Genomic DNA, 26,197 nt, shown 5'->3' on the forward strand with positions numbered 1-26,197 from the left:
AATAACCATACCAAGCGTTTTAATGAAAGGGCTTATTCTCTTTTAATTTTATTGGTATTAGTTTTTTTGTTATAACCATAAGGGCAATGTCTACAATTACTCTCACAACAATAGCCTCTTTTTAAATGGTATTGCTCAGTAAAACAACGATAACCTTCAGGTGTTAAGTAGTAATCGCCTTCTTCAATGGGTATTATTTCTTTCATCTTTAACAAAGATAATGTAATTTGGATTGATTTTTGAAATGCTATAAACATGATTTTTATTTCTAAATATTTAGTGCCAAAAGGTTACACAGGAATCACTATTTTTCCTTTTGTGTTTTTAAAATCCAAACATTTAAAAACGGATAGTGTTCTAATAAATCACGAAAAAATTCATTTAAAACAGCAGTTAGAAATGTTGTTATTACCTTTTTATGTTTTCTACACAATAGAGTTTGTAATAAGATTATTTCAATATAAAAAATGGCACAGTGCTTATAGAAATATTTCTTTTGAACGAGAGGCATACTTAAATGAAAACAATTTAGAATATCTTAATAATCGCTCATTATGGGCTTTTTTAAAGTATCTTCGCAGGCATGATATTTAAGCTTGAAAATAGCATTAATCAGCATGTAAAACTACCCAAAGAAAAGCTTGTTGATCTATATATAAAAAGAGAAGATAAAATACATCCTTTTGTATCTGGTAATAAATATAGAAAACTTAAATACAACCTCGATGAAGCAGAAAAATTAGGTGTAAAAAAACTACTTACTTTTGGTGGTGCGTATTCAAATCATATTGCTGCAGTAGCTTCAGCTGGACAAAATTTTGGTATAAAAACTATTGGAGTTATTAGAGGTGAAGAGTTATTTGATAAAATAGACAACAATCCAACATTAAGTTTTGCAAAACAATGTGGAATGCAATTTAAGTTTGTTTCTAGAGAGGTTTATAGAGATAAAAATTCTGAAGCTTTTTTAAGTGATTTAAAAGATGAATTTGGAGATTTTTATGCCATTCCAGAAGGAGGTACAAATACTTTAGCTGTTAAAGGTTGCGAAGAAATTTTAACAGAAGCAGATAAAGCGTTTGATTATATATGTTGTTCTGTAGGAACTGGAGGAACAATTTCTGGACTTATAAATTGTTCAGAACCTAGTCAACAAGTTTTAGGTTTTCCTGCTTTAAAAGGTGACTTTTTAAAACAAGATATTAGTAAATTTGCAACGAAAACGAATTGGAATTTAATTACCAATTATCATTTTGGAGGTTATGCTAAAATAAATACCGAGTTAATAAGTTTTATTAATACGTTTAAAAACAACTATCAAATACCTTTAGATCCAGTTTATACTGGGAAAATGATGTTTGGAATTTTTGATTTAATAGAAAAAGGATTTTTTCCAAAAGGTTCAAAAATTCTAACAATCCATACTGGTGGTTTACAAGGAATATCTGGTATGAACACCATTTTAAAAAAGAAGAATTTACCAATAATTGAGTAGTTTAATGAAGAGAATAATTTTAATAATATGTTTGGGTTTTTTGGTGTTTAGTTGCCGATCAAAAAAATCTGTTGTTACAAAAAGACCTAGTCAAACAAGGCAAATAGAAAATAAGCCTGTAGAAGAAGTGAATACTAACGAAACGCCTAAGGTTTATGCTAGTAAAACAGAGCAGTATATTGATGATTATAAAGCTGTAGCTCAACAAGAAATGAGCTTGTATGGTATTCCTGCAAGTATAACATTAGCACAAGGTATATTAGAATCTGGCTCAGGAAATGGTAGATTATCGGTTGAAGCAAACAATCATTTTGGTATTAAATGTCATGAATGGACAGGCGCAAGAATTTATCATGATGATGATAAAGAACAAGAATGTTTCAGAAAATATAAAGATGCTAAGTATTCATTTAGAGATCATTCATTATTTCTAACTGAAAGAAAACGCTATTCAAAATTATTCGATTTAAAAAAGGAAGATTATAAAGGTTGGGCAAAAGGATTAAGAGCTGCTGGTTATGCAACTGATAAACAATATCCGCAAAAGCTAATTAGTTTAATAGAACGATATAAACTTGATGATTTGGATAAAGAGGTTTTAGGCGATTCCTACACCAAGTTCGAATTACCAAAAACAGCAGAAATGGTAACTTATACAGTTTCTAAAGGAGATACTTTATATTCCATTTCTAGACGATATAATATTACAGTAAAAGAACTTCAAAATATTAATGGTTTAAATGATACAGCAATTAGTATTGGACAAATATTAGTTGTAAAACCGACATCAGAAAATTAATAAAATTAATGATTTACACGAGAAGCAGTGCGTTATTTGTACAAGCCGAAAAAGTTATTCCTGGAGGCGTTAATTCGCCAGTTAGAGCATTTAAAGGTGTTGGTGGAACACCAATTTTTGTTAAAGAAGCCAAAGGAGCGTATTTATATGACGAAGATGGAAACCGTTTAATTGATTACATAAATTCTTGGGGACCTATGATTTTAGGACATGCTTTCGAGCCTGTTGTAAATGCTGTTATTGAAAAAGCAAAAAAAGGAACTTCATTTGGTATGCCTACAGAAATTGAAACAGAAATTGCAGAATTAGCAGTTTCTATGGTGCCAAATATAGATAAGATTAGATTTGTTAATTCTGGTACAGAAGCCTGTATGAGTGCGGTGCGTTTAGCGCGTGGTTTTACAGGAAAAGATAAAATTATAAAGTTTGCCGGTTGTTATCACGGACATAGTGATTCGTTTTTAATACAAGCGGGTAGTGGTGCCAGTACATTTGGTACACCAAATAGTCCAGGAGTTACAAAAGGTACTGCAAAAGATACGTTGTTAGCTCGATACAATGATATAGATAATGTGAATGAATTAATTCAAGCTAATAAAAATGAAATAGCCTGTATTATTATAGAGCCAGTTGCTGGTAATATGGGCTGTATTCCGCCTGCAAAAGGATTTTTAAAAGCACTTAGAGATTTATGTGATGCAAATGATGTTTTGTTGGTTTTTGATGAGGTCATGACGGGTTTTCGTTTAGCTAAAGGAGGTGCGCAAGAACTTTATAATATTAATGCAGATATTGTTTGCTTCGGAAAAGTAATTGGTGGCGGTTTACCTGTTGGTGCTTTTGCTGCTAGAAATGAAATTATGAATCAATTAGCGCCTTTGGGTCCTGTTTATCAAGCGGGAACTTTAAGCGGAAATCCATTAGCAATGGCAGCTGGTTTGGCTATGTTAACAGAATTAAATACTAAGGATGAAATTTTTGAACGTTTAGCGAGAAAAACAGAATACTTACATAATGGAATAACAAAGGTTTTAACAGGTAATAATATAACGCATACTATAAATAGAGTAGGTTCTATGGTTTCGGTACATTTTGATGAAGGTGCTGTTATAGATTTTGAAACTGCTGCAAAAGGAAACAACGAAACCTTTAAGAAGTTTTTCCATGGATTATTAAATGAAGGTATTTATATAGCGCCAAGTGCTTTTGAAACTTGGTTTATTACAGATGCTTTAACGTATGAAGATTTAGATTTTACAATAAATGCAATAAATAAAGTCGCTAAAACATTATAAAAAAAAAGCGTATTTCTAAATTCTGAAATACGCTCTTCATTAATAAACTAAACTAACTAAACTATTTTTGTTCTTTTTGGTACTTACGTTTTTTCATGTCGTGTTTTTTCTGCTTACCTTTCATTGCCATTCGCATTTGTCCTTTTTCCCATTTAGCAAACTGCTCTTCATTTAAAATGTCTTTCATTTTAGCTTTCATAGCAATTTGATGGTCTAATTTTGCATTTTTCATTTTAAAGCGATCTTCATCAGTAGGTTTTTTTAGCTCACCACTTTCTTTCTTTGCTTTAAAGTTTGCCATCATTTCTTTTCTTTTTGTGGCATTCTCAAAATTCATTTTTTGAATTTTCGCTTGTTGAGATTTGTTTAAATCTAAATGTAAAGTCATTTTCTTGGTTTGAAGCGTTGCGATTTCTTCAGCAGAAAGATTCATCATTTTTTTACTTCTATCGTGGTTACGAGGTGTTTCTTTAGGTGCGTCTTGTGCTATTGCTTGCATACCTATAAAAGCAATGGCAATTAATATCAGTTTTTTCATCTTAATAAAGTTTTAAATTAATTACTAGTAAGACTTAGCAATTATAAAAAAGTTTAAAAGAGATATGAGTTTTAACTATAAGTTAACAACTTCATTTTTTGTGAATTTGTTTTAACTATTTAATTTTTAGTTGAATACAGGTATTTTTAAGCTTATGCCTGTTTGTAAATCGGGGGCATTGTTAATTAGAAAATCTTCCTTAAAGTAAATTGATAATAACATATTTGGTCGTCCATAAGTATATATAAAAGACCAATTTGAAAGCGCTTTGTAGAGTGTAGATACGCCGTGTTGCCAACCGCCATTTATTTCGCTCCATTTGCCTTTTAAAGTGTAGTAATCTGCTTCTTCTTTTTTATTGTAGCGAGACTGTATTTGATAGTTAACACCTAGTGCATTAAAATTCCCCTTTCTTGTAAACTTCGCAATTTCTAGATTGCTTTCAAGGGTTGCTAAATACTTATTGTTGCCTAGATCAATAACATCTTTAAAATTAATTAGATTTTTACGCAACAAATTTGCACCAACAGCAAAACTAAATTCGTAATCATTTTTTAACGGAATTTTTTTAATAGCATTTGCAGAAATACCAACATCTATAGATGAGTTAAATTTTGAAGTATTTAAACCTAGGTGACTTCCAAAATTTATAAATATATTTTTGGTTTTATTAATTGAAAGCGTTGGATAATAAAAATGATTTATCTCTAAACCGCCAATAAAAAAATCGTTATTATTAAGTTCTAATGTATTTCCGTTTCTATCAAAATATTTAAAATTAACTTGATTTAACCCATAATAGCGCCTTCCGTATGGGTCTTCGCCGCCTGCAATATTGCTGTGAAACCATTCAATACTTTCGTCACTTGTAAAAGGAGAAAACGGATATTTTCCTTTGGTAATTAAGTAGGATCTTAAATTTATACCTAATTCATGTTGTTTTGCAATGGGGATATTTATACCTATTCTAAACTCTTTAATAACCGCATCAACAACAATATTCATATAATCTGCAGGAGTGGTTTCTTGGTCAACAAAATTAAAGTGTCTATTATGCCAAATAGTAGTACTAAATTGTTCTCTAATTTCTGGATCTTTGGGAAAGTACCCTTCCACAAAAGGTTGAAAATTATTACCACTTACAGCATTTATAGATAATGTTGTGTGTTTTGGAGGGGTTAGTTTAAAATTAGAGTTAATTCGGCTGCTAAAAATTCCAAAGTGATGTGTTGTTAATAGGCTAGGGTTGTCAATACCATTTTTTATTGATAAACTGTCTTTTTCTTGCGCGATTGTAATGTTACTGCAAATGAAAATTACAATAAAAAGTATTTTTTTTAGCATCACGTAAAAATAGAGAAAGTTTAAATATTAAATAATTATGTTTAAGTTAATTCTTTTCTAGTTAAATTTTAATCATTGCTAAAATGAAAGTATAAAAGTTTGTATAAGTGTTCCTTTTTAAAGGGTTTAGAGAGATAGTTATTCATGCCGCTTTCCAAAGCTTTGTCTATAGCATCTGTTGTGACATTTGCAGATAGTCCGAAAATTATAATATCATTGTTAATTTTTCTAATTTCTTTAGTTGTTTCCCAGCCATCCATTTCTGGCATATGAATATCCATGAAAATGAGTTGGTATGGTTTTTCTTTGAACTTTTCTAATCCAATTCTTCCATTTTTTGCTGAATCGGCTTTAATGCCAACATCTTCTAGAAATTTTTTAAGAACAATAATATTTATATTGTTATCATCTACAATTAAAACATTTAAATCTGTAAGGTTAATGTGTTTTTGTGTATTGTTTGGAGCTTTTTGTTCTTCTTTTTCTGCAATAGGAAATACCACATCAAATTTAAATTTAGTACCTACATCTGGAATGCTTTTAACAGAAATTATACCTCCCATCATATTAATGAAAATTTTACTAATAGCTAATCCAAGTCCGCTACCTTCATATTGTTTCTTAATACTATTTTCAACTTGTGTAAATCTTTCAAAAATGGTGTTTATCCTATTTTTAGGAATACCAATTCCAGTATCTTTAACCGAAATTATTATTCTTATTTGGTTATTCTCTATAATTTTTTCTTTGTATGTTAGTATTACACCTCCAGTATTTGTGAATTTTAAGCCGTTTTTTACAATATTATTAACGACTTGCATTAATTTACTTTCGTCTCCAATAACTCTTAAATCATTAGTTTTATTGAATTTCGCTTTTAAGAAAAGATTCTTTTTTAAGAATATAAATTGATTAACTTCAATTAATTCTTTTATTTTTTCTGAAGGGTTGAAGGCTACTTTGGTAAGTTCTATTTTACCAGACTCTATTTTTTCAATATCTAAAATATCATTAACAATATTAAGTAAATTACTTGATGATTTTCCCATCAAGTCTAAATACTCCATATCTGTTTTTTTTAGCTTACTGTCTTTTAAAAGTTCAATAAAACCTAAAATAGCATGCAGAGGAGTTCTTATCTCGTGGCTCATGTTTGATAAGAATTCTGTTTTAGCTAATGAGGCTTTTTCAGCTCTATTGCGCTCATTGTTTGATTTTTCATTAGCTTTTAAAAGTTTAAAATTTGACTCTAAAGCGAGTTTTGTTCCTTCTTTAGCTCGTAAGTAAAAGTAAATTAACAAACTTGTTAAAAAACATAAAACCAAACCAACTATTAATGCAATATTAACAATTGTTAAACCTTGGGATAAAAGTAAATTATTGCTTGCAGTAACTTTTAATTTCCATTTTTGATTGTCTAAAGAATCAACTAAAATACTATCTTCAAAAATGTAGTTATACTTGCTTTCAAGCTTGTCGTTTTTATTTAAATTATAAAAAAAAGTTTTTTCATGATCTTGGATTTCAACGGCATATTGATTTTCTAAACTGGTAGTTAGCTTATTGAAATTTTCTTTAAAGTCCATGCCACCAGTAATAGTTCCTTGAAATTTATCATGAAAGTAAACAGGGATATCTACTAAAAAAGCATTGCCGCCTTGAGTTAATTTAGCCCATGGAGTTATATTGGCAGTGTGAGTTTTACTGTGTTCTATCCATTCATTTCTCCGATATTCAATTTTAGAAATATCTAAATTAATAGCATTTTCATTGCCTAATAGTGGCGTAATTTTTCTAATTACCATCGTGCTATCAATCCATTCTAGAAATTTAAATGAATCATTCTGCTCTAACAGCATACTAGCATCTTTTTCCCAATGCTCTAAATAAAGACCATTAGTAAATTCAATTCTATTTTTAAGATTTTTTAGTCTGGCTATATCTGCTTTTAGAATATTTTTAAACTCTTTAGAAATAAGATGCCCAGTTTGTAGAACATCTTCTCCAATTAATAGTTTGTATGTATTTAAAGCCTTACTCCAAACAGAAAATACTATTAGAACAGTTATAATAAATGAAGCTAAAGGTAGTAAGACTACTTTTTTGTTAAGTTTATAAAACATTGCAATATTAGTTTGGGGCTAATGTGAGAGCAATTTTAAGCCAATTTTTATTCATTATAAAACTTAGAGAGCTTTTTTAGGAGTAAATAAGTTTTTGATTAAACAATTTAATTAAACTAAAAGTATTCTTTTAGGAAAGATTTACAAACAAACCATCATCGGTTTTTTCAACTTTAGCCAGATTGTTTTTTGTAAGTTCTTTTATGCTTTTATCCCATTTTTTATTTGATAAACCAGACTGAATTTTTAAGTCATTCAATTCTAATTTTTCTGCTTTTTTCAAAACTTCAAAAACGGCTTTAGCATCTTCACTAATAGCAACTGGTTTTTTTTCTGGTCGCATCTGTGGGAAGAATAAAACCTCTTGTATCGATTGGTTATTTGTTAAAAACATAATTAATCTATCCATACCAATACCCATACCCGATGTTGGAGGCATACCATATTCTAAAGCACGTAAAAAGTCGTAATCAATAAACTCTGTTGCTTCATCATCACCTTTAGCAGCTAGTTTTAATTGGTGTTCAAAACGTTCACGTTGGTCAATAGGGTCATTAAGTTCAGAATAAGCATTAGCAATTTCTTTACCACAAACCATAAGTTCAAAACGCTCTGTTAATTCAGGATTGTCACGATGTTCTTTACATAAAGGGCTCATCTCTTTTGGATAGTCTGTAATGTAAGTTGGTTGAATATAATTCCCTTCACATTTTTCACCAAAAATTTCATCAATAAGTTTGCCTTTACCCATGGTTTCATCAACCTCTACACCTAAATCTTTGGCAGCTTGTCTAATTTCAGCTTCACTTTTATCAGTAATATCAAACCCAGTAAAGTGTTTTATAGAATCTGCCATAGTAACTCTGGCATATGGTGCTTTAAAATCTATTTCATGTTTACCAAAAGTAGCTTTTGTAGTTCCATTTACAGCTATAGCACAATGCTCAAGTAAGCGTTCACAGAAATCCATCATCCAATTGTAATCTTTATAAGCTACATAAATTTCCATAGCTGTAAACTCAGGGTTATGCGTTCTATCCATCCCTTCGTTTCTAAAGTTTTTAGAAAACTCATAAACACCTTCAAAACCACCTACAATTAAACGTTTTAAATACAACTCATTAGCAATTCGCATGTATAATGGAATATCTAAAGCGTTATGATGTGTCATAAATGGGCGCGCTGCGGCACCACCAGGAATAGGTTGTAAAACTGGTGTTTCAACTTCAAAATATCCAGAATCATTAAAGAATGAGCGCATGGCATTAAACAATTTGGTACGCTTAACAAACACATCTTTTACATGTGAGTTTACCACCAAATCGGCATAGCGCTGTCTGTAACGTTGTTCTGGATCTGTAAATGCATCATGCACATTCCCTTCTGCATCAGTTCTTGGTAAAGGCAGTGGTTTTAATGCTTTACTAAGCAAAGTGAAATTTTTAACTTTTACTGTTTTTTCACCAACCTTTGTTATGAATAATACGCCTTCAACACCTACAAAATCACCAATATCTAAAAGCTTTTTGTAAACATCGTTGTATTTGCTTTTATCATCACCTTGGCAAATTTCATCTCTATTAAAATACACTTGTATTCTGCCTTCACTATCTTGTAATTCGGCAAAACTAGCATTTCCTTGTATACGTCTAGACATTAATCTACCAGCAATAATAACCTTGCTTCCTTCCTTGAAATCTTGTTTTATCTGTTTAGAATTATGCGATACTGCATACAAATCTGCAGGGTAAGGATTAATACCTAATTCGCGTAATTTTACTAACTTTTCTCTTCGTACAAGTTCTTGCTCTGATAATTGCGACATAATCTAAATTCTGTGTAAAAATTTTAAAGGCACAAAGATAATCATTTGATTTGCGATTTACGATTATTGATTTATGATTTTTTTGAGCGTTACCACAAGGGTCGGGCTATTCATTGCAATCTTTTTGTTCGTATCTCACAAAAAGGATTTTCATTACTATCCCTAACGCAAAGTGTAACAAACTTTATAGTTTTACGTCAAATAGGTAATCATCAATCATTAAAAATCAAATCATGAGTTTTTGGAGAGTTTTACTGTCTATTATTTGTCCACCTTTAGCTGTTATCGATAAAGGTTGTGGCTCTATTATTATTGTTTTCCTTTTATGGCTTTGTGGCTGGGTGCCTGGAGTTATTGCAGCGTTAGTAATACTTAATAATCCTAAAAATTAAAATATAAAAATATCGTAATTTTGTAGTCTATGAATAAAGAAATAGAACTGCAAGATTTAGGCCTCAAAGACTATAAACAAACTTGGGATTACCAAGAAGAATTGTTTAAAGCTATTGTAGATACTAAAATTAAAAATAGGCGAGAAGAAGCTGGTTTAGAAACCAAAAATTATTTTTTGTTTGTCGAGCATCCGCATGTTTATACTTTGGGTAAAAGTGGTGATTTTTCTAATTTACTTGTTTCAGAAGAGCAATTAAAAGAAAAAAATGCTGTGTTTTATAAAGTAAATAGAGGTGGAGATATTACTTATCATGGCCCTGGACAAATAGTGGGTTACCCTATTTTAGACTTAGAAAATTTTTTCACAGACATACATAAATATTTGCGTTTTTTAGAAGAAATGGTAATTCTAACGCTAGCAGATTATGGCTTAAAAGCTGAAAGAAGCCCTGGTGAAACTGGTGTTTGGTTAGATGTTGGCACACCGTTTGCTCGAAAAATTTGTGCTATGGGCGTGCGTGCAAGCCGTTGGGTAACTATGCATGGTTTTGCACTTAACGTAAATGCTAATTTGGGTTATTTTGATTTAATGATACCTTGTGGTATTCGTGGTAAAGCAGTAACATCTTTAAATGTTGAATTAGGAAAGAAAACAGTTGATGAAGTTGAGGTTAAAGAAAAGTTACTAAAGCACTTTAGTAATCTTTTTGAGGCAGAGTTTTATAACTTATGAAGTTAAGACGAATACTAAAAATAATACTTTTAATTTGTAGCTTTGTTGTAACAGGCATCATGGTTGTTGCGGTCTATTCTTTGTTAGTAAATAATAATACACCTTTAAATTTTGGAATGTATGTTAATATGCTTATTTGTATTACAGGTATTTTAAGTATAACATATCATTTTAAAACTTTTAAGTTTTATAAAAAAGAGAAACACAATAAGATTTTAAAGGATACTTCACTTTGGGTGTCGAATATAATTTATGCACTATTGCTAATTTATATATCATCAAGAATAAGTTATTCTTTTTATAAAATGAATAAAGGTGATACAATAGATTCTGAATTTTATATCATGTATCTATTTTGCTTTTTTGTTTTCTTATTGGGAATATTTTTAATTATTGAAGAAAGATGGCTTTATAAAAGTATTAAAAATAGCGAAACCCAATCTCACTTAAATGGTATTGATAATATAAAAGGCCATCTAGATGATGACCTTTAGTTAAAGTTTATAAGTAGAGATTGTTTTTATTCAAATACTATAGGTAAATTAGTTTTTGGTATTTTCACAATATGATAAGGTTGAGTCATTACAGTAGTTGCATTACCTTGTGGAGCTAAATCTGTAATTTTTACAATAATATTTTCAGTATTGGAAAAAATATTTAATTCCAAACTATGACCTCCATTCGTCTTTATTTCATCAAAAATAGCGATAATCAAATACTCAGAAAAATCAATATCAACTTCTGAAAAGTTACTAGATTCATTGTTTGTTGTATTCATTTTTGTTATTAACTCATCCCAAATGCTTTGGTCAGTTATAACCATATTTTGCTTACTAAGTCCTTCGCTACCATTGCCAAAAAGATTGTCTTTAGCAATTAAGGTAGACTCAATATTTATTGTATTAGAATTGTCATCATTATTGCAGCTAATTACTATTCCTGATGCAAGGAATAGTAATGTTAAAAATTGTGCTTTCATAGTTTCTTTTTTTTATAAAGATGCAAGAATAGCAAAGTGGTTGCGTAAACCTTACAATAATGTCAGGAGAATAAGCAAATAATTAGTTCTTATCGATTGCAGAGAAACTAATACTATCTGAAATAGAAACATTCCATTTATCAACTAAACTTGCATTAATTTCTAAAACATATTTAGCTGGATCATTTGATGGAAGTGAAGATTCATCAAAGGGTTTAGCGTTTTTTTGAAAGCTTACTATTTTGTTGTTTTCATCAATAAAAATTAAATCTAAAGGAATTTGTGTATTCTTCATATAGAAAGAACGAGGAGCAACATCTTCAAAAATAAATAACATTCCTTGATTTGTTTGCATAGAACTTCTATACATTAAACCTGTTTGAGTTTCATATTCTGTATCGGCAATTTCAATATCTAAACTTACTGTTGCTGAATCTTTTTTAAAAATGGAAAGCTCACCTTCTTTTTTAAATGCAACTTCAGTTTGTTTTATAGCTTTTTTATCTTCTTTACAGCTAGAAAAAACTAAAAAGTAAAATAGTGTTAAAGGCAATATGTATCGTTTCAATAACATACTATTTCACTGCCGATTTTGGTTTGTATACAAACATGAAATACAAACCAATTAATATAAATGGTATACTTAACCATTGTCCCGTATTAAGTCCTGCCCAATTAATGTATTCTTCACCTTGTGGCTCTTTTACAAATTCGACAAAGAAACGAATGGTCCAAAGTAGAATTAAAAACAGTCCAAATAAAAATCCTGATTGATCTCTTTTTGTCGTTTTTGAGTAGAAATACCAAAGTATTAAAAACACAAAAACATAACAAAATGATTCATATAATTGTGCAGGATGCCTGTAAGGAACAGCATCTAATAAATTTTGAAATTGCGGATTATTAGTCACAGCATTATAGGCTTTTTGAACATCTTTAATACCTGTAAGTTGTGTAATTTGACTTTTATAATAGTAATCTTGAATAAAACGAACTCCAAAACTTGAATCCGTTACTTTACCAATAATTTCAGAATTAATAAAATTACCAATTCTAATAAAAACAGCACCAGAAGCCACAGAGATAACAACGCGGTCTAAAATCCAAAGTAACGATTTGTACTTGTATTTTCTTCTATATAAATACATCCCTAAAATAATACCAATAGCAGCACCATGACTAGCCAACCCTTGAAAACCGGTAAACTCAAAGCCTCCTTTAAACTTAAATGGTAAAAAGATGCTGAAAAAGTCTTCAGAAATTAATTCGGATTGATAGAATAAAACATGCCCCAACCTAGCACCAAGCATAGTGGCTAAAACGGTGTAAATAAAAAGAGGGTCTAAATACTCTAAGGATACTTTTTCTTTAGTAAAAATGCGTTTCATGATGTACCAGCCTAAAATAAAGGCAATAACCCACATGAGGCTATAAAAATGAAGTTTGAAGTTTCCAACAATATCAATTCCTGTTAAAGGATTCCAATCAAGTTTTAGTAGTTGCATATGTTTTGTTTTTCAACGTAAATATAAACGTTAAAGGTGTCTTTATTGTTAAAATTTAATTAAGAAGTTCAATAATTTCTACTTCAAATATAAGGTTAGATTTTCCTGGAATGCCCCTAGTTCCATATTGGCCATAAGCTAAATGATAGGGAACAAATAAGGTGGCTTTATCACCAATATTTAATTGTTGAATACCTTCTTTAAAGCCTTGAATCATACTTGCATCTGGGCCAATATCAGCAGTTATGGGTTGGTATTTATCTGCAGCTTTACGTTTTTCATTAACAACATCTAGTGCTTCGGCTATTTCTAATTTACTTGTTTCAAGTAATTTTCCGTTTTCAAAATATACGGCATAATGCATGAGTATTTTAGCATTATTTGGTAATTTTTCACCAGAACCTTTTTCAGAAATAAAATACTTTACACTAGATTCTAATGTTGTTGCCTCAGCTTCTTGATTATCGAATTTTTCTTTTGTTGCTTTTAAAATGGCTTCGGCTTTAGAAATTTTTTCTTTTTCAATACGTTCAGCTTCGGCAAAATGATTTATAAAAATATTAGGAGCATCAAACTTTTTTGCTGCTTTACCTTTACGTATAATATTCAATTCTTCTATAACAACATCTTTTAGAGGTTTGTTCTTTTTATCAACTTTAACATTTGAAATGGAATCTTGAATGTTTAATCCTATTACTAATTGTCCAAAAACACTATGTACATTATCTAGATGAGGTTTTGGTACTTCCATAATAAAAAACTGACTCCCATTGGAGTTTGGGCCTGGATTTGCCATTGATAAAACACCTGGTTTGTCATGTTTTAAATCTGGACGAAACTCATCCATAAATCTATATCCGGGACTACCTGATCCTGTTCCAGTTGGGTCTCCACCTTGTATCATAAAACCATCCATTACACGATGAAAAATGAGTCCGTTATAGAATTTTTTACCTTTATAAGCGTCATCAACCATTGTATTAGTGCCTTCTGCAAGTGATACAAAATTAGCTACAGTTACTGGTACTTTTTCACTTTCTAATTTTGCAACCATAATACCTTTGTTGGTTACAAACTCTGCATAAATGCCGTCTTCAAGATCTGGATATTGGGCTTTGCACGATGTTAAATTTAAAAATAACGCAAGCAATATGAGTTTTATGCCATTTTTAAGTAGGTTCATTTTAATTTGTTTGATTTTGGGTAATTGAATTTATAGTAACTTCACAAATTAGCGGTATGTTACTAGTTATTTTGTTTTCATCACCATAATAACCATAAGCTTTTTGTGATGGGAAAAGAAAGGTTACGGTTTCGCCAGTTTTCATTAGTTTCAAGCCTTCGCGTAATCCTGTAAATAACTCCTCTTTATCCATGGCGTAGGTTTGTGTTTTAATATCTTCAGTTGAGTATATTAAGTTGCCATTTAAGGTTTTAACATTGTAATTGTAATTTATTATATCGCCAAATACAGGTGTTTTTAAAGTGTCTATTTCAATCTTGTTATTGTAATAGTACCAAAATCCGCTTTCTGAAGCTATATAGTCTTTCTCATGTTGTTTCATAAGATTTTCTATAGATTCTTGCTCTCTAGCGTTTAGTTTTTTATTTCTTTCAACTGAAGCATCAATAAAAGAACCAGATTTTACAGAAATTGGGCGTCTTGCCTCAGGTGTTTTACAGCTAAATATCAGTAAAACAAAGACTAATGTTAGAAATTTATTCATCACTCAGGGCTTTATTATAGCTAGACAATATACTAATAAATTTTTCAACAGTATCTTTTAATGATAAGTCACTCTTGCCACCAGCAGCATTTGTATGTCCGCCACCTTCAAAATGAGCTCTCGACATTTCGTTTACAGAAAAGTTACCTTTGGAGCGTAACGATATTTTTATAATACCTTCTTGCCTATCTTCTATAAAAATGGCTGCTAGTTTAATGTTATCAAGCGATAAGCCATAATTCACAAAACCTTCAGTATCTCCTTTTTTATAATTAAATTTATTGAGTTCGTCTTGAGAAAGGGTTATGTAAGCTGCTTTAGATTCAGGAACCACCTTTAAATTGCTTAGAGCACAACCTAAAAGTTGCAGACGTTCGTAACTATTAGTGTCGTAAATATTATTATGAATTTCTGTATTATTGGCACCTTTTTCAATAAGTTTTGCTATAATTTTATGTGTAGTGCTTGTTGTAGAAGCAAATCTGAATGAGCCAGTATCAGTCATGATTCCAACATACAAACAAGTTGCAATATTTTTGTCAATTAAATTGGTGTCTTCTAATATATCAATAAAATGATAGACCATTTCGCAAGTCGAACTCATACTTACATCACTAAATGTATAAGTGGCATAATCATCTGGTGCTTGATGGTGATCAATCATTATTTTTAAAGCTTTACTTTTTGTTAAAACAGTTTCCATGCTTCCTGTTCTGTGAAAAGCATTAAAATCTAACGTAAAAATAATGTCAGCATCATTAATTAAAGCATCACATTCTGTAGTTTGAGAATCGTGTTTTAAAATAGTGTCATTTCCGGGAATCCATTTTAAAAATGTTGGATAATCGTTTGGGACTAAAACATTAACTTGATGATTGCCTTTTAATAAGTAGTGATATAAACCAAGAGTAGATCCAATGGCGTCTCCATCAGGGTTTTTATGAGGTACAATAACTATTTTTGTTGTTGTTGATAATAGCTGTTTAATGCTTAAAATATCTTGTTTATTCATAGTTGACGAAGATACAATTTTTTTAAAATGGTTTATCTTGTTTTAATTAGAAATACATTACTTTTGCACAAAATTAAAATTATATAAATGGCAACAAATAGAACATTTACAATGCTTAAGCCAGATGCTGTTGAGAAAGGACACATTGGTGCAATATTAGAAAAAATTTCAGCTTCAGGATTTAGAATTGTGGCTTTGAAGTTAACTCAAATGACTAAAGCAGATGCACAAGCATTTTATGCTATACATAGCGAACGTCCTTTTTATGGAGAGTTGGTTGAATATATGACTCGTGGACCTATTGTTGCTGCAGTTTTAGAAAAAGATAATGCTGTTGAAGATTTTAGAACTTTAATTGGTGCAACAAACCCTGCTGATGCTGCAGAAGGAACTATACGTAAATTATACGCTGCTTCTATTGGGGAAAATGCTGTACATGGAAGTGATAGTGATGAAAATGCTGCTATTGAAGGTGCATTTCATTTCTCAGGAAGAGATATGTTTTAAACATTTTAAAACTAATTTATAAAAAATCCCGCAACACAGTTGCGGGATTTTTGTTTTAAAAAAGTTAACTAGTATATATTAAACTACTTTTACGTTTACTGCGTTTAAACCTTTTCTGCCTTCTTGTAAATCAAATTCAACTAAGTCGCCTTCACGAACTTCGTCGATTAATCCAGAAATGTGAACAAAATGTTCCTTGTTTGAACCTTCTTCTGTTATAAATCCGAATCCTTTAGAATCGTTGAAGAATTTTACTGTTCCTTTACTCATTGTTTTAAAAATATTAAATTAATTACTAATTGAATTGCAAACTTTGTGCCAAATAACAATTGTCTATTTAACAGTGAGTTATGCGATGAAAAGATAAGAAATAAAAAAAAGTCTGCCAAAATTATTTTGACAGACTTTTAAGTTGTAATTGTTAAAGTATATTTATTAGATTACTTTTACGTTTACGGCGTTTAATCCTTTTTTACCTTCTTGTAAATCGAATTCAACTGCGTCACCTTCACGAATTTCATCGATAAGTCCTGAAATGTGTACGAAATGTTCTTTGTTGTTGTCATCTTCAGTGATGAATCCAAAACCTTTAGAATCGTTGAAGAATTTTACGGTACCTTTACTCATTTTATTGATATTAAATTAATTATATATTGTAAAGGTAATACCAATTAGTTTTATAAAACGTTTATTTTGTTGTTATTTTATTTTGAAAGTAAATAAAAACAAAAAAGTCTATCAAATTGATTGATAGACTTTTAATTGTAATTGTTAAAGTATATGTATTAGATTACTTTTACGTTTACGGCGTTTAATCCTTTTCTACCTTCTTGTAGATCGAATTCAACTGCATCACCTTCACGAATTTCATCGATAAGTCCTGAAATGTGTACGAAATGTTCTTTGTTGTTGTCATCTTCAGTGATGAATCCAAAACCTTTAGAATCGTTGAAGAATTTTACGGTACCTTTACTCATTGTATTTATATTAAAATAATTAAGCGCCAAAGATAATATAAAAAATGATAGATAGGTATTTTTAGTTGTAATATTTATATTAATTTTAAAAGTATAATTATCGCAGTATCAGTTTTTTAATAATTTCTTGACCTAATTCTTCATTAAGCATGTTAATTATTTTTTGTTTACCGTAGCTTAACTCTTCTCTTAGTACACTAGAGCTTAATTGAATATAAAGAGTTTCGCGTTCTAAATTTACTGCCGTTGTATAGTTGTTTACACCGTTACCCATGAGGTTTGCCCAGGCATCAGCAACATTAACTTTGTTTAAACCTTTTTCAAGTTTGTTGGTTTCAACAAATTCTTTTAATGCATCACTTATACTTATATGTTCGTTGTTGCGTTTTGCCATGAAATTGGGGTTAATTAAAGATTTAGATTTCGAATTTGAATAATGTTTTTACATGTTTTTCTTTTTGATACCAGTCATTATATACTAATTCAATATTTTTTACTTTAAATGTACCAAAATTATAATACTTAAAGTCTTCAATCCTTTTTAAAAAATCAGATTTATTTTTTAGGTTTTCACTAAAACGTACTACAGTAGAGTGTGTTGTTTGAATAGCATATTGTTTATCAATACTTTCCTCTAAATTAGTATTTTTAAAGTTTTCTCTTAAATTATTTCTTATCAAATTTAGTGAGTCATTATTCATATAACCTTGAATCATAATACAAGATGGTGAGGCTGTTAAGCCTTTAAACTCAATTTCTATGTTAGGGTTTGTAATTAAACTTTTTTTAATGATGTCAATATATTTTGGTATTTCTATATGTTTTAATTCAAAACCATTATAACAGGATATAATGGACATTACTGTAATATGGATATCTGAATTTTCGTAATAATATTGATTAGGTTCAACAATTTTAAGTTCATTTAAAAATTCTTGAATTTCATTTTTAACTTTTGCAGAAGGTCGAATTAAAAGCGTAATTCCAAATCGGTTGTCATTGGGATCGTGAATTAATTTATCAATTTGATAGTCGTCGTTGTTGATTTTTTGGATAGACGATTCGTATAAACTACTGTAATGTTTTTCTAGATTCATAAATATCTTATAATTTAAAAATATCATAAGATTGATGCACTTGTTTTACAGCATTTTCGGTGCGATCTGCATGTGTATCACTAATAAAGAGTTGCCCAAAATTTTCATCATCTACTAATTTAATAATTTGAGAAACACGGTGTTCATCTAATTTATCAAAAATATCATCTAATAAAAGAATAGGATTTACGCCGCTTTGTGCTTTTATGAAATCGAATTGTGCTAATTTTAATGCAATTAAAAATGATTTTTGCTGCCCTTGACTCCCAAACTTTTTAATAGGATGGCCTTCTATATGGAAGTGTAAATCATCTTTATGTACACCAACACTTGTGTATTGCAATGTTTTATCCTTATTAATAGCCTGTTGTAAAAGTGTGTTTAAATCATCTTCAAATAAATGACTATAATAAACTAAATCTACATTTTCATTGCCGTTACTAATTGCTTCGTAGCGCGATTTAAAAATAGGTATAAATTCTTTTAAAAAAGCGTCTCTTTTTGCAAAAACCTTTGTGCCAAAATCAGTTAATTGCGTGTTGTAAACATCTAACGTGTCTTTATTAAATGTGTGGTTTAATGCAAAATACTTAAGTAATGCGTTACGTTGCGCTAATATTTTGTTATAATTAATTAAATGACTTAAATAATTTTTATCGCTTTGTGAAATTACACTATCAATAAATTTTCGGCGTGTGTCGCTACCTTCAGTAATTAAATCTCTATCAGCTGGAGAAATTATTACTAAAGGTAAAAAACCAATATGCTCGCTAAATTTCTCGTAAGCTTTGCCATTTCGTTTAATAACTTTTTTTTGCCCTCTTTTTAAACTTACAGCTACTTTTTCGGTTTTATCATCCTTATTATAATCGCCATTAATCACAAAAAACTCCTCATCATGCTTAATATTTTGAGTCGCAACAGGGTTAAAATAACTTTTCCCGAAGGATAAATGATAAATGGCATCTAGCACATTTGTTTTCCCAATACCATTGTTTCCAACGATGCAATTTATTTTATCATTGAAAATGAATGACTTGCTGTCGAAGTTTTTGTAATTAAGTAAAGAAAGAGATTTTAAAATCATACAAAAGGTAACTTAAAGCGTGTTTTGAGGCTAAACTCGTAAAAAGAAGTGCAAATTATTGAAAAATATCAAATAAATACCCTTTTAGTTATGAAGAAAAATTATATTTTTGCGCCACAATAATTTACAAAGAATTAGATGGCAACTTATAATAAAAGAGGTTACAAACCAAAAACTAAAGAAGAGAAACAACATAATATTGAAGAAGGCTCTACAACTGCAGAGGTTTTCAATACACTAGATGAAACAGCTTCAAAAACTGAAGCATTTGTTGAGAAAAATCAAAAATATATTTTCATAATAATAGGTGTAGTGGCACTTGTGGTTTTGGGTTCTTTAGGATATAAAGAATTTATTGCTAAGCCAAAACAAACTGCTGCAATGAACGATATGTTTCAAGCACAAAAATATTTTAACGATGCTGTAAATGGCACAGCTAAAGATTCTTTATATAATTTAGCTTTAACAGGTGGTGAAGGTAAATTTGGAATGTTAGATATTATTGAAGAATATAGCGGAACACCATCTGCTAACTTAGCTAGTTATTATGCTGGTACGGCATATTTAAGATTGAAAGATTACAAAAATGCTGTAGAGTATTTAGGTGACTTTAAAAGTGATGATGAAATTTTAGCGCCTTTGGCTAAAGGTAATATTGGTGATGCATTCGTACAATTAAATCAGCCAGAAGATGCTTTAGGGTATTATGAACAAGCTGCCGAAATGCGTGATAATGAATATACAACACCAATGTATTTATATAAAGCTGGTGCAATTGCTTTAGATTTAGGGAAACCAGATAAAGCATTAAAGTATTTTAAAAGAATAAAAGACGACTATGCTAATTCTACTGAGGCTTCAAAAGTTGAAGTGTTTATAGGAAAAGCGCAAGTGTTGGCAAACAAATAATATGGCTACGATAAATAAAAATTTATCCGATTACGACAAAACAACAATCCCAAATGCGAATAAATTTCGGTTTGGGATTGTTGTTTCTGAGTGGAATGATACCATTACAGAAGGTTTGTATCAAGGTGCTTATAATACGTTAATTGAGCATGGTGTTATACCAAGTAACATTATTCGTTGGGATGTTCCTGGAAGTTTTGAGTTGATTTACGGTAGTAAAAAAATGCAAGAACAAATGGTAAATGCCGTTATTGCGATTGGAAGTGTTATTAAAGGTGAAACCAAACATTTTGATTTTGTTTGTGAAGCTGTTTCTCAGGGTATTAAAGACTTAAATGTTATTAGAGAAACTCCAGTTATTTTTTGTGTGTTGACAGATGATAACATGCAACAAGCCCTTGACCGTTCTGGCGGAAAACATGGTAATAAAGGTACCGAAGCTGCTATTGCGGCAATAAAAATGGCCGAATTACGTAAGAACAGTTAAATTTCATTTGTCCTTGCAAAGCAGGAACGCCTGTGTCAATAGGCTCCTCGTTATGCAGACTATCACATTTTACAAAAAAGTAAAACTCGTAGTGACCTAAAGAGTTTTGTTAACAATTTTTGGCATTTCAATTCTAAGTTTCTGTCTATTTTTAAGTACTTTTGAGGCATAAGCAGTACTAGATTTTGTTTAAACAACGCAAACATAGAACTTTCAATTATCAAGCTCGGTTTTCTAAAGAAAACCAAACAGATTCTAGTTTAGATAATGAAACTAAAACTAAGGACTTTATTTCCAAATGGCGAGATAGTAGAGGAAAGAGATCCAAAGCTAAAGGCGCTATGCCCATAAAAACCTTAATATTGGTTTTGGTATTATTATTGATTTGTATGTATTTATTAGAAAAGAAATACATATAACCAAAAACTTAGAAATCATGGGACTTTTAAAAACACGTAAAAACAAAAAATTCAATTATACACCACGTTATTTTGATGATAAAGGTGAAGGCAACCCATTTGAAATTAAACATAAATTTGATGATTTTAGAAAGACCGTCGGAAGCAATAAAGGTTTAAAAACAAAATTTAACGAAGCTATTGAAGATTATAAAAATCCAGATAAAGCCGCAAGCAAGCGTATTTTAATTATTGTTGGTGTGCTTATTTTGATATTTTTATTTATTATCGATTTCGATTTATCTATTTTCTTTTCTAAATAATATATGGCAGACATTATACAGCTTTTACCCGACCATGTAGCAAATCAAATAGCCGCTGGAGAAGTTGTACAACGTCCGGCTTCTGTGGTGAAAGAACTTCTTGAAAACGCCATTGATGCAGGTGCAGATTCAATAAAACTTATAATAAAAGACGCAGGAAAAACACTTGTACAAGTTATCGATAACGGAAAAGGTATGAGTACTACCGATGCTCGTTTAAGTTTTGAGCGTCATGCAACGTCTAAAATTCGTACTGCAGACGATTTATTTCATTTACATACTAAAGGTTTTCGAGGCGAAGCTTTAGCAAGTATTGCTGCGATTGCTCATGTGGAATTAAAAACTAAGCAAGAGCATGATGATGTTGGTAATACCATTGAAATGGAAGGTAGTAAAGTGGTATCTCAAGAAGTAATTGTTACTCCCAAAGGTACGTCGGTTTCTGTGAAAAATCTTTTTTTCAATATTCCTGCACGACGTAATTTTTTAAAGTCAGATACGGTGGAACTCCGTCATGTTATCGATGAATTTCATAGAGTATCATTGGCGCATCCTAGTATTAGCTTTGTTTTATATAACAATGGTAGTGAGAATTTTAATTTACCAATAAGTAATTTTAGACAACGTATAGTAAACATCTTTGGAAATAAAACCAATGAAAAGCTAGTGCCAGTTGAAGAAAATACAGAGGTTTTGAAAATTTCAGGATTTGTTGGTAAGCCAGAATTTGCTAAAAAAACCAGAGGCGAACAGTATTTTTTTGTGAATAATCGTTTTATAAAAAGCGCTTATTTAAATCATGCTATTGCTTCAGCATTTGATGGATTGTTGAAAAATGGAACACATCCAAGCTATTTTTTAAATTTAGAAGTTGATCCACAAACTATTGATATTAATATTCATCCAACAAAAACAGAAATTAAGTTTGATGATGAGCATACACTATACGCATTATTGCGTTCGGCAGTAAAACATAGTTTGGGGCAGTTTAATATCGCACCAGTTTTAGATTTTGATAGAGACCCAAATTTAGATACACCTTATAGTTATAAAAGTAATACTGCTAGTACACCAAAGATTGAGGTAGATAGAAGTTTTAATCCATTTCAAGAAGAAACTAATTCACGAGCAAGAGCCGTAGCTTATAAAAAAGAACCAGCTACAAGTTGGGAAAGTTTATATGTAGGATTAGAATCAAAGGGAAATCAAACAAAACAAGATTTTAGTGAAGTTCATTTTGAAAGTGAAGAACAAACAGTTTCTATATTTGAAGATGAAAATGAGATAAAACAGGTTAATACAACCTATCAACTTCACAATAAATATATAGTTAGTACAATTAAATCGGGTATGTTGGTTATGGATCAACATCGAGCACACCAGCGGATTTTGTATGAAGATTTTCTAAAAAATATGACTATTAAAGAAGCTACAAGTCAACAATTATTATTTCCGCTTCAGCTTCATTTTTCAAAACAAGACATAGATATTATAAATCAGTTAAAAGATGATTTAGAACATACAGGTTTTATGTTTTCAAATATTAGTAAGGAATCTATTGATATTATAGGAGTACCGGTTGGAGTACCAGAAAGCGAAGTGTCTATTATTTTAGAACAGCTTATTAGTGATGTTGAAAATGAGGTTCCAGATAGTAATTTTAGTGCCACAGATTTGTTAGCAAAATCGATGGCAAAAAGTTTAGCAATTAAAACAGGGCAGTCTTTACAAAAGGATGAACAAGAACACTTGGTAAATAAGTTATTTGCTTGTAAAGAACCAAATGTGTCGCCTACTAATAGAACAACATTTGTAACAATGAGTGTTGATGAATTAGATAAAAAATTTATTTAGAATATGATGAGGATTTCAGAAACCGTTAAACATTTAATAATCATTAACGTGATTATGTTTATTGGTACACTTACAATAATGAATGGTGTTTTTTATGATTGGTTCGCTATGCATTTTCCTAAAAATGTAGCATTTCAACCATGGCAAATACTAACACATATGTTTATGCATGGAGGTGCAATGCATATTTTATTTAATATGTTCGCTCTTTGGATGTTTGGTACACCGGTAGAACAAGCTTTAGGAAGTAAACGTTTTTTATTTATATATTTTTCTGCAGGATTGGGTGCAGTTGCATTGCAAGTGGGTTACTATTATTATGATTTTTATAGTGCTTATCAAGGTATTGCAGATTTACATATGAATAATGATTTATTAAGAAAAATTGTTTCAATTGATGCGAGCAATGGACAATATATAAAAGGAGAAATATTAAGTAAACAAATGATACCATTTTTAAATGAGTATAATTTCGATTCTAATTTAATTGATAGTAATGCTTTTAAGGCTTTGTTTGATATGAACATAATAGCAAGAAATACCATGGTAGGAGCATCAGGTTGTATTATGGGAATTCTTGTAGCATTTGGAATGATGAATCCTGAAGCTAAATTGATGATGATATTTTTACCAATTCCCATAAAGGCTAAATACTTTATTCCAGGTATTATTATTTTAGATTTAATTTCGGGCATTACAGGTCAATCTTTTTTTAGTCCTAGTAATACGGCTTATATGGCACATGTTGGTGGCGCATTAACAGGATTTATAATTATGTGGTATTGGAAAAGAACACAGTTTAACAAAAATCGCTGGAATTAATGAGTTCTCTTTCTCAAGACATAAAACAAAAATTATCTAATCTTAATGTATTAGAAAAAATAATAGCCGTTAATGTGGTTGTTTTTGTGGTTGGTTATATACTAACTAAAGTACTGTCTCTTTCAGATGAGACTAGTTTAAATTGGTTAGAACTACCAAGTAGTTTTTCTGAGTTAATAACTAAACCATGGGCGATTATTACCTATGCTTTTGCGCATTACGATTTTTTACATATCCTTTTCAATATGCTTTGGTTGTATTTTTTAGGGCGTATGTTTTTAAATTTATTTAGCCCCAAAATGGCCTTGAATATTTATTTCTTGGGTGCTATTTCTGGTGGTTTATTATTTATGTTGTGCTATACATTATTTCCAAGTGTATTTGGTAGTTACTCAAGGTTACTTGGTGCTTCGGCAGCAGTGAGAGCATTATTGATTTTTTTATGTGCTTATATGCCTAATCAAGAGATACGTTTTTTTACCTTTAATATAAAACTTTGGTATGTAGGTGTTGCCATTGTTATCTTAGATGTTTTTGGTATTATAACGGGGGTAAATGATCCAATAAATGGGAATGCTGGTGGTAATTTAGCGCATTTAGGCGGCGCATTACTAGGCTGCTTTTATGCAAAACAATTAGTGAAAGGTCAAGATATAGGTAAAGGGTTTGAGCGTTTTGTAGATCGTCTTGTTAGCATGTTTAAATCATCAAAAAAAGGACCTTTAAAAACAGTCCATAAAAACAAAAGTAAGGTAGGCGGTTATACTAAAGCCGATTTTAAAGAGTTTAATAACCAAAAGAAAATTGATGTTATTCTTGATAAAATTAGTAAAAGCGGTTATGATAGTTTAACTAGCGAAGAAAAAGAATTTTTATTTAAAGCAGGGAAGTAATTTTTAAAAGTACATGATTGAATTAGATAAATGAAAAAATTAAGTTTTATAAATAAAATTATCTATTTCATAAATGTAGTAGTCGCAATATTACTACTCTTATCATATATTTTACCTTTTTTACCTCCAAAAACATTTTCCATTTTATCTGTAGTTAATTTAGGTGTTTCGTTTTTAATTCTAATTAATGCCTTATGTTTTTTGTATTGGTTAATCAGGTTAAAAAAGCAATTAATGTTATCGCTTTTAGTCCTTGTAATAGGCTATTTTTCTTTTGGCTCTTTATATAAGTTTTCATCTTCAAAAAAAATTGAAAGCCATGGAAATTTAAAAGTCATGAATTATAATGTGAGACTTTTTAATTTGTACGATTGGCTTACAGAACAAGATATTGAAACCAAAATTATAGATTTTGTAAAGACAGAATCACCAGATGTGTTAAGTATTCAGGAATATCATCCGCAGGATAATATAGATTTATCTTTCTTTAAATATAAATTTGAAAAACTTTCTGGTAAAAAAATAAAATCTGGACAAGCAATTTATTCGAAATATCCTATTATTAATTCTGGTTCTGTTGAGTTTCCAAATACAGCAAATAACGCTATTTATGCCGATATTGTTAAAGAAAAAGACACCATAAGAATATATAATATTCACCTAGAATCATTGCGTATAGATACAAAAGTTGAAAGCTTAAAAAAGGAAAATTCAGAAAAACTTTTTAATAGAATAGGAACAACTTTTAAAATGCAGCAATTCCAAACTGAATTATTTTTAGCACATAAAAAAAAGTGTCACTACAAAATGGTGATTTGTGGCGATTTTAATAATACCGCTTTTTCGTATGTATACAGAAAAATTAAAGGTGATTTAAAAGATACATTTAAAGAATCCGGAAACGGTTTTGGACGTACTTACGATTTTAAATTTTTCCCAGTTCGAATAGACTTTATTTTTGCTGATGATGCCTTTTCAGTAAATGGATTTAAAGCTTATAATGAACATTATTCTGATCATTATCCAATAATGGCGACTTTGAGTTTAGAATAATTAACTTATTGCTGAACGACTT

33 protein-coding genes are annotated in these 26,197 nt (G+C 30.2%); 16 read left to right on the forward strand and 17 right to left on the reverse strand.

What is annotated here, in order from left to right; all coding sequences use genetic code 11:
* Positions 1-32: 32 nt before the first annotated feature.
* Complete coding sequence (locus BT151_RS18615; RefSeq protein WP_171946635.1) at positions 33-206, reverse strand: C1orf53 family protein; 174 nt, start codon at positions 204-206, stop codon at positions 33-35.
* 49 nt (positions 207-255) lie between these two features.
* On the opposite strand from BT151_RS18615, the gene BT151_RS12480 reads away from it, so the two are divergent.
* The 4 genes from BT151_RS12480 to hemL are packed head-to-tail and all read left to right on the forward strand — an operon-like array spanning position 256 to position 3,589.
* The gene (locus tag BT151_RS12480; RefSeq protein WP_072402686.1) at positions 256-594 is read left to right on the forward strand and encodes a hypothetical protein; all 339 of its coding nucleotides are present in this window, start codon (positions 256-258) and stop codon (positions 592-594) included.
* The gene (locus BT151_RS12485; RefSeq protein WP_072402687.1) at positions 584-1,495 is read left to right on the forward strand and encodes a 1-aminocyclopropane-1-carboxylate deaminase/D-cysteine desulfhydrase; all 912 of its coding nucleotides are present in this window, start codon (positions 584-586) and stop codon (positions 1,493-1,495) included. The genes BT151_RS12480 and BT151_RS12485 overlap by 11 nt, the downstream gene beginning before the upstream one ends.
* 4 nt (positions 1,496-1,499) lie before the next feature.
* Positions 1,500-2,294 carry a glucosaminidase domain-containing protein gene (locus BT151_RS12490; RefSeq protein WP_072402688.1) on the forward strand — a complete coding sequence of 265 codons (795 nt, stop codon included), beginning with the start codon at positions 1,500-1,502 and terminating at the stop codon, positions 2,292-2,294.
* An 8-nt stretch (positions 2,295-2,302) separates the two neighbouring features.
* A complete protein-coding gene (hemL, locus tag BT151_RS12495; RefSeq protein WP_072402689.1) occupies positions 2,303-3,589 on the forward strand; it encodes a glutamate-1-semialdehyde 2,1-aminomutase in 1,287 nt (428 codons plus the stop codon).
* Positions 3,590-3,650: 61 nt separating this feature from the next.
* Here hemL and BT151_RS12500 read toward each other — a convergent pair whose 3' ends face one another.
* The 4 genes from BT151_RS12500 to lysS form a co-directional block, all read right to left on the reverse strand.
* On the reverse strand, positions 3,651-4,127 hold the full coding sequence (locus BT151_RS12500; protein ID WP_072402690.1) for a hypothetical protein: 477 nt from the start codon (positions 4,125-4,127) through the stop codon (positions 3,651-3,653).
* A gap of 126 nt (positions 4,128-4,253) precedes the next feature.
* Positions 4,254-5,471, reverse strand: a complete 1,218-nt coding sequence (locus BT151_RS12505; protein ID WP_072402691.1) for a hypothetical protein — start codon at positions 5,469-5,471, stop codon at positions 4,254-4,256.
* A gap of 68 nt (positions 5,472-5,539) precedes the next feature.
* Complete coding sequence (locus tag BT151_RS12510) at positions 5,540-7,594, reverse strand: response regulator (protein WP_072402692.1); 2,055 nt, start codon at positions 7,592-7,594, stop codon at positions 5,540-5,542.
* 130 nt (positions 7,595-7,724) lie between these two features.
* Entirely contained in the window at positions 7,725-9,419 is a 1,695-nt protein-coding gene (gene lysS / locus BT151_RS12515) for a lysine--tRNA ligase (protein WP_072402693.1), read from the reverse strand.
* Positions 9,420-9,652: 233 nt separating this feature from the next.
* On the opposite strand from lysS, the gene BT151_RS12520 reads away from it, so the two are divergent.
* The 3 genes from BT151_RS12520 to BT151_RS12530 are packed head-to-tail and all read left to right on the forward strand — an operon-like array spanning position 9,653 to position 11,039.
* Entirely contained in the window at positions 9,653-9,811 is a 159-nt protein-coding gene (locus tag BT151_RS12520) for a YqaE/Pmp3 family membrane protein (RefSeq protein WP_019388284.1), read from the forward strand.
* A 29-nt stretch (positions 9,812-9,840) separates the two neighbouring features.
* Positions 9,841-10,545: a lipoyl(octanoyl) transferase LipB gene (gene lipB, locus BT151_RS12525; protein WP_072402694.1), complete on the forward strand. Its 705-nt coding sequence runs from the start codon at positions 9,841-9,843 to the stop codon at positions 10,543-10,545.
* Positions 10,542-11,039, forward strand: coding sequence for a hypothetical protein (locus BT151_RS12530; RefSeq protein ID WP_143144305.1), 498 nt, complete (start codon positions 10,542-10,544; stop codon positions 11,037-11,039). The genes lipB and BT151_RS12530 overlap by 4 nt, the downstream gene beginning before the upstream one ends.
* A 26-nt stretch (positions 11,040-11,065) precedes the next feature.
* Here the strand turns inward: BT151_RS12530 and BT151_RS12535 are convergent, their stop codons facing one another.
* The 6 genes from BT151_RS12535 to BT151_RS12560 form a co-directional block, all read right to left on the reverse strand.
* Positions 11,066-11,524: a protease complex subunit PrcB family protein gene (locus tag BT151_RS12535; protein ID WP_072402696.1), complete on the reverse strand. Its 459-nt coding sequence runs from the start codon at positions 11,522-11,524 to the stop codon at positions 11,066-11,068.
* A gap of 82 nt (positions 11,525-11,606) precedes the next feature.
* Positions 11,607-12,098, reverse strand: a complete 492-nt coding sequence (locus BT151_RS12540) for a DUF192 domain-containing protein (protein WP_072402697.1) — start codon at positions 12,096-12,098, stop codon at positions 11,607-11,609.
* 1 nt (position 12,099) lies between these two features.
* Positions 12,100-13,029: a prolipoprotein diacylglyceryl transferase gene (gene lgt, locus BT151_RS12545; protein ID WP_072402698.1), complete on the reverse strand. Its 930-nt coding sequence runs from the start codon at positions 13,027-13,029 to the stop codon at positions 12,100-12,102.
* Between the two features lie 55 nt (positions 13,030-13,084).
* Positions 13,085-14,212, reverse strand: coding sequence for a peptidylprolyl isomerase (locus BT151_RS12550; protein WP_072402699.1), 1,128 nt, complete (start codon positions 14,210-14,212; stop codon positions 13,085-13,087).
* A gap of 1 nt (position 14,213) precedes the next feature.
* A complete protein-coding gene (gldI, locus tag BT151_RS12555; RefSeq protein WP_072402700.1) occupies positions 14,214-14,756 on the reverse strand; it encodes a gliding motility-associated peptidyl-prolyl isomerase GldI in 543 nt (180 codons plus the stop codon).
* Positions 14,749-15,768, reverse strand: a complete 1,020-nt coding sequence (locus tag BT151_RS12560; protein WP_072402701.1) for a DHH family phosphoesterase — start codon at positions 15,766-15,768, stop codon at positions 14,749-14,751. The genes gldI and BT151_RS12560 overlap by 8 nt, the downstream gene beginning before the upstream one ends.
* Before the next feature lie 87 nt (positions 15,769-15,855).
* On the opposite strand from BT151_RS12560, the gene BT151_RS12565 reads away from it, so the two are divergent.
* Complete coding sequence (locus BT151_RS12565) at positions 15,856-16,275, forward strand: nucleoside-diphosphate kinase (RefSeq protein WP_072402702.1); 420 nt, start codon at positions 15,856-15,858, stop codon at positions 16,273-16,275.
* A 78-nt stretch (positions 16,276-16,353) separates the two neighbouring features.
* Here the strand turns inward: BT151_RS12565 and BT151_RS12570 are convergent, their stop codons facing one another.
* From BT151_RS12570 to recF, 6 genes are all read right to left on the reverse strand, one after another.
* Positions 16,354-16,545, reverse strand: a complete 192-nt coding sequence (locus BT151_RS12570) for a cold-shock protein (protein WP_072402703.1) — start codon at positions 16,543-16,545, stop codon at positions 16,354-16,356.
* Positions 16,546-16,710: 165 nt separating this feature from the next.
* Positions 16,711-16,902, reverse strand: a complete 192-nt coding sequence (locus tag BT151_RS12575) for a cold-shock protein (protein ID WP_072402704.1) — start codon at positions 16,900-16,902, stop codon at positions 16,711-16,713.
* 158 nt (positions 16,903-17,060) lie between these two features.
* The gene (locus BT151_RS12580; protein WP_034044451.1) at positions 17,061-17,252 is read right to left on the reverse strand and encodes a cold-shock protein; all 192 of its coding nucleotides are present in this window, start codon (positions 17,250-17,252) and stop codon (positions 17,061-17,063) included.
* Positions 17,253-17,349: 97 nt separating this feature from the next.
* The gene (locus tag BT151_RS12585) at positions 17,350-17,646 is read right to left on the reverse strand and encodes a DciA family protein (RefSeq protein ID WP_072402705.1); all 297 of its coding nucleotides are present in this window, start codon (positions 17,644-17,646) and stop codon (positions 17,350-17,352) included.
* Positions 17,647-17,668: 22 nt separating this feature from the next.
* Entirely contained in the window at positions 17,669-18,349 is a 681-nt protein-coding gene (locus tag BT151_RS12590; protein WP_072402706.1) for a 2'-5' RNA ligase family protein, read from the reverse strand.
* A 7-nt stretch (positions 18,350-18,356) separates the two neighbouring features.
* Positions 18,357-19,436, reverse strand: a complete 1,080-nt coding sequence (gene recF, locus BT151_RS12595; RefSeq protein WP_072402707.1) for a DNA replication/repair protein RecF — start codon at positions 19,434-19,436, stop codon at positions 18,357-18,359.
* A gap of 138 nt (positions 19,437-19,574) precedes the next feature.
* On the opposite strand from recF, the gene BT151_RS12600 reads away from it, so the two are divergent.
* From BT151_RS12600 to BT151_RS12635, 8 genes are all read left to right on the forward strand, one after another.
* Positions 19,575-20,345, forward strand: coding sequence for a tetratricopeptide repeat protein (locus BT151_RS12600; protein ID WP_072402708.1), 771 nt, complete (start codon positions 19,575-19,577; stop codon positions 20,343-20,345).
* A gap of 1 nt (position 20,346) precedes the next feature.
* On the forward strand, positions 20,347-20,832 hold the full coding sequence (ribH, locus tag BT151_RS12605; protein ID WP_072402709.1) for a 6,7-dimethyl-8-ribityllumazine synthase: 486 nt from the start codon (positions 20,347-20,349) through the stop codon (positions 20,830-20,832).
* Positions 20,833-21,017: 185 nt separating this feature from the next.
* A complete protein-coding gene (locus BT151_RS12610; protein WP_072402710.1) occupies positions 21,018-21,251 on the forward strand; it encodes a hypothetical protein in 234 nt (77 codons plus the stop codon).
* Positions 21,252-21,268: 17 nt separating this feature from the next.
* Complete coding sequence (locus BT151_RS12615; RefSeq protein ID WP_072403157.1) at positions 21,269-21,553, forward strand: riboflavin synthase subunit beta; 285 nt, start codon at positions 21,269-21,271, stop codon at positions 21,551-21,553.
* Between the two features lie 3 nt (positions 21,554-21,556).
* Positions 21,557-23,407 (forward strand): DNA mismatch repair endonuclease MutL, encoded by a 1,851-nt coding sequence (gene mutL, locus BT151_RS12620; RefSeq protein ID WP_072402711.1) that lies wholly within the window; start codon positions 21,557-21,559, stop codon positions 23,405-23,407.
* Positions 23,408-23,410: 3 nt separating this feature from the next.
* The gene (locus tag BT151_RS12625; protein WP_072402712.1) at positions 23,411-24,229 is read left to right on the forward strand and encodes a rhomboid family intramembrane serine protease; all 819 of its coding nucleotides are present in this window, start codon (positions 23,411-23,413) and stop codon (positions 24,227-24,229) included.
* Positions 24,229-25,122 (forward strand): rhomboid family protein, encoded by an 894-nt coding sequence (locus tag BT151_RS12630; protein ID WP_072402713.1) that lies wholly within the window; start codon positions 24,229-24,231, stop codon positions 25,120-25,122. Before BT151_RS12625 ends, BT151_RS12630 begins: the two co-directional genes overlap by 1 nt.
* Positions 25,123-25,152: 30 nt before the next feature.
* A complete protein-coding gene (locus BT151_RS12635) occupies positions 25,153-26,175 on the forward strand; it encodes an endonuclease/exonuclease/phosphatase family protein (RefSeq protein WP_072402714.1) in 1,023 nt (340 codons plus the stop codon).
* Positions 26,176-26,197: the final 22 nt, after the last annotated feature.

This window comes from Flaviramulus basaltis, assembly GCF_900114265.1.
GTDB classification, from domain to species: Bacteria; Bacteroidota; Bacteroidia; order Flavobacteriales; family Flavobacteriaceae; genus Flaviramulus; species Flaviramulus basaltis.

What these genes read in the sequence shown, in the direction of transcription:
- BT151_RS12550 (WP_072402699.1), bottom strand. Translation starts at nt 14,212, where the DNA reads ATGAACCTACTTAAAAATGGCATAAAACTCATATTGCTTGCGTTATTT.
- BT151_RS12575 (WP_072402704.1), bottom strand. Translation starts at nt 16,902, where the DNA reads ATGAGTAAAGGTACCGTAAAATTCTTCAACGATTCTAAAGGTTTTGGA.
- BT151_RS12585 (WP_072402705.1), bottom strand. Translation starts at nt 17,646, where the DNA reads ATGGCAAAACGCAACAACGAACATATAAGTATAAGTGATGCATTAAAA.
- BT151_RS12480 (WP_072402686.1), top strand. Translation starts at nt 256, where the DNA reads ATGATTTTTATTTCTAAATATTTAGTGCCAAAAGGTTACACAGGAATC.
- lgt (WP_072402698.1), bottom strand. Translation starts at nt 13,029, where the DNA reads ATGCAACTACTAAAACTTGATTGGAATCCTTTAACAGGAATTGATATT.
- BT151_RS18615 (WP_171946635.1), bottom strand. Translation starts at nt 206, where the DNA reads ATGAAAGAAATAATACCCATTGAAGAAGGCGATTACTACTTAACACCT.
- ribH (WP_072402709.1), top strand. Translation starts at nt 20,347, where the DNA reads ATGGCTACGATAAATAAAAATTTATCCGATTACGACAAAACAACAATC.
- BT151_RS12530 (WP_143144305.1), top strand. Translation starts at nt 10,542, where the DNA reads ATGAAGTTAAGACGAATACTAAAAATAATACTTTTAATTTGTAGCTTT.
- BT151_RS12580 (WP_034044451.1), bottom strand. Translation starts at nt 17,252, where the DNA reads ATGAGTAAAGGTACCGTAAAATTCTTCAACGATTCTAAAGGTTTTGGA.
- BT151_RS12510 (WP_072402692.1), bottom strand. Translation starts at nt 7,594, where the DNA reads ATGTTTTATAAACTTAACAAAAAAGTAGTCTTACTACCTTTAGCTTCA.
- BT151_RS12615 (WP_072403157.1), top strand. Translation starts at nt 21,269, where the DNA reads ATGGGACTTTTAAAAACACGTAAAAACAAAAAATTCAATTATACACCA.
- BT151_RS12560 (WP_072402701.1), bottom strand. Translation starts at nt 15,768, where the DNA reads ATGAATAAACAAGATATTTTAAGCATTAAACAGCTATTATCAACAACA.
- lysS (WP_072402693.1), bottom strand. Translation starts at nt 9,419, where the DNA reads ATGTCGCAATTATCAGAGCAAGAACTTGTACGAAGAGAAAAGTTAGTA.
- BT151_RS12625 (WP_072402712.1), top strand. Translation starts at nt 23,411, where the DNA reads ATGATGAGGATTTCAGAAACCGTTAAACATTTAATAATCATTAACGTG.
- BT151_RS12540 (WP_072402697.1), bottom strand. Translation starts at nt 12,098, where the DNA reads ATGTTATTGAAACGATACATATTGCCTTTAACACTATTTTACTTTTTA.
- BT151_RS12485 (WP_072402687.1), top strand. Translation starts at nt 584, where the DNA reads ATGATATTTAAGCTTGAAAATAGCATTAATCAGCATGTAAAACTACCC.
- hemL (WP_072402689.1), top strand. Translation starts at nt 2,303, where the DNA reads ATGATTTACACGAGAAGCAGTGCGTTATTTGTACAAGCCGAAAAAGTT.
- BT151_RS12490 (WP_072402688.1), top strand. Translation starts at nt 1,500, where the DNA reads ATGAAGAGAATAATTTTAATAATATGTTTGGGTTTTTTGGTGTTTAGT.
- BT151_RS12565 (WP_072402702.1), top strand. Translation starts at nt 15,856, where the DNA reads ATGGCAACAAATAGAACATTTACAATGCTTAAGCCAGATGCTGTTGAG.
- BT151_RS12500 (WP_072402690.1), bottom strand. Translation starts at nt 4,127, where the DNA reads ATGAAAAAACTGATATTAATTGCCATTGCTTTTATAGGTATGCAAGCA.
- BT151_RS12570 (WP_072402703.1), bottom strand. Translation starts at nt 16,545, where the DNA reads ATGAGTAAAGGAACAGTAAAATTCTTCAACGATTCTAAAGGATTCGGA.
- BT151_RS12520 (WP_019388284.1), top strand. Translation starts at nt 9,653, where the DNA reads ATGAGTTTTTGGAGAGTTTTACTGTCTATTATTTGTCCACCTTTAGCT.
- BT151_RS12505 (WP_072402691.1), bottom strand. Translation starts at nt 5,471, where the DNA reads ATGCTAAAAAAAATACTTTTTATTGTAATTTTCATTTGCAGTAACATT.
- BT151_RS12635 (WP_072402714.1), top strand. Translation starts at nt 25,153, where the DNA reads ATGAAAAAATTAAGTTTTATAAATAAAATTATCTATTTCATAAATGTA.
- mutL (WP_072402711.1), top strand. Translation starts at nt 21,557, where the DNA reads ATGGCAGACATTATACAGCTTTTACCCGACCATGTAGCAAATCAAATA.
- BT151_RS12630 (WP_072402713.1), top strand. Translation starts at nt 24,229, where the DNA reads ATGAGTTCTCTTTCTCAAGACATAAAACAAAAATTATCTAATCTTAAT.
- gldI (WP_072402700.1), bottom strand. Translation starts at nt 14,756, where the DNA reads ATGAATAAATTTCTAACATTAGTCTTTGTTTTACTGATATTTAGCTGT.
- BT151_RS12535 (WP_072402696.1), bottom strand. Translation starts at nt 11,524, where the DNA reads ATGAAAGCACAATTTTTAACATTACTATTCCTTGCATCAGGAATAGTA.
- BT151_RS12590 (WP_072402706.1), bottom strand. Translation starts at nt 18,349, where the DNA reads ATGAATCTAGAAAAACATTACAGTAGTTTATACGAATCGTCTATCCAA.
- recF (WP_072402707.1), bottom strand. Translation starts at nt 19,436, where the DNA reads ATGATTTTAAAATCTCTTTCTTTACTTAATTACAAAAACTTCGACAGC.
- lipB (WP_072402694.1), top strand. Translation starts at nt 9,841, where the DNA reads ATGAATAAAGAAATAGAACTGCAAGATTTAGGCCTCAAAGACTATAAA.
- BT151_RS12600 (WP_072402708.1), top strand. Translation starts at nt 19,575, where the DNA reads ATGGCAACTTATAATAAAAGAGGTTACAAACCAAAAACTAAAGAAGAG.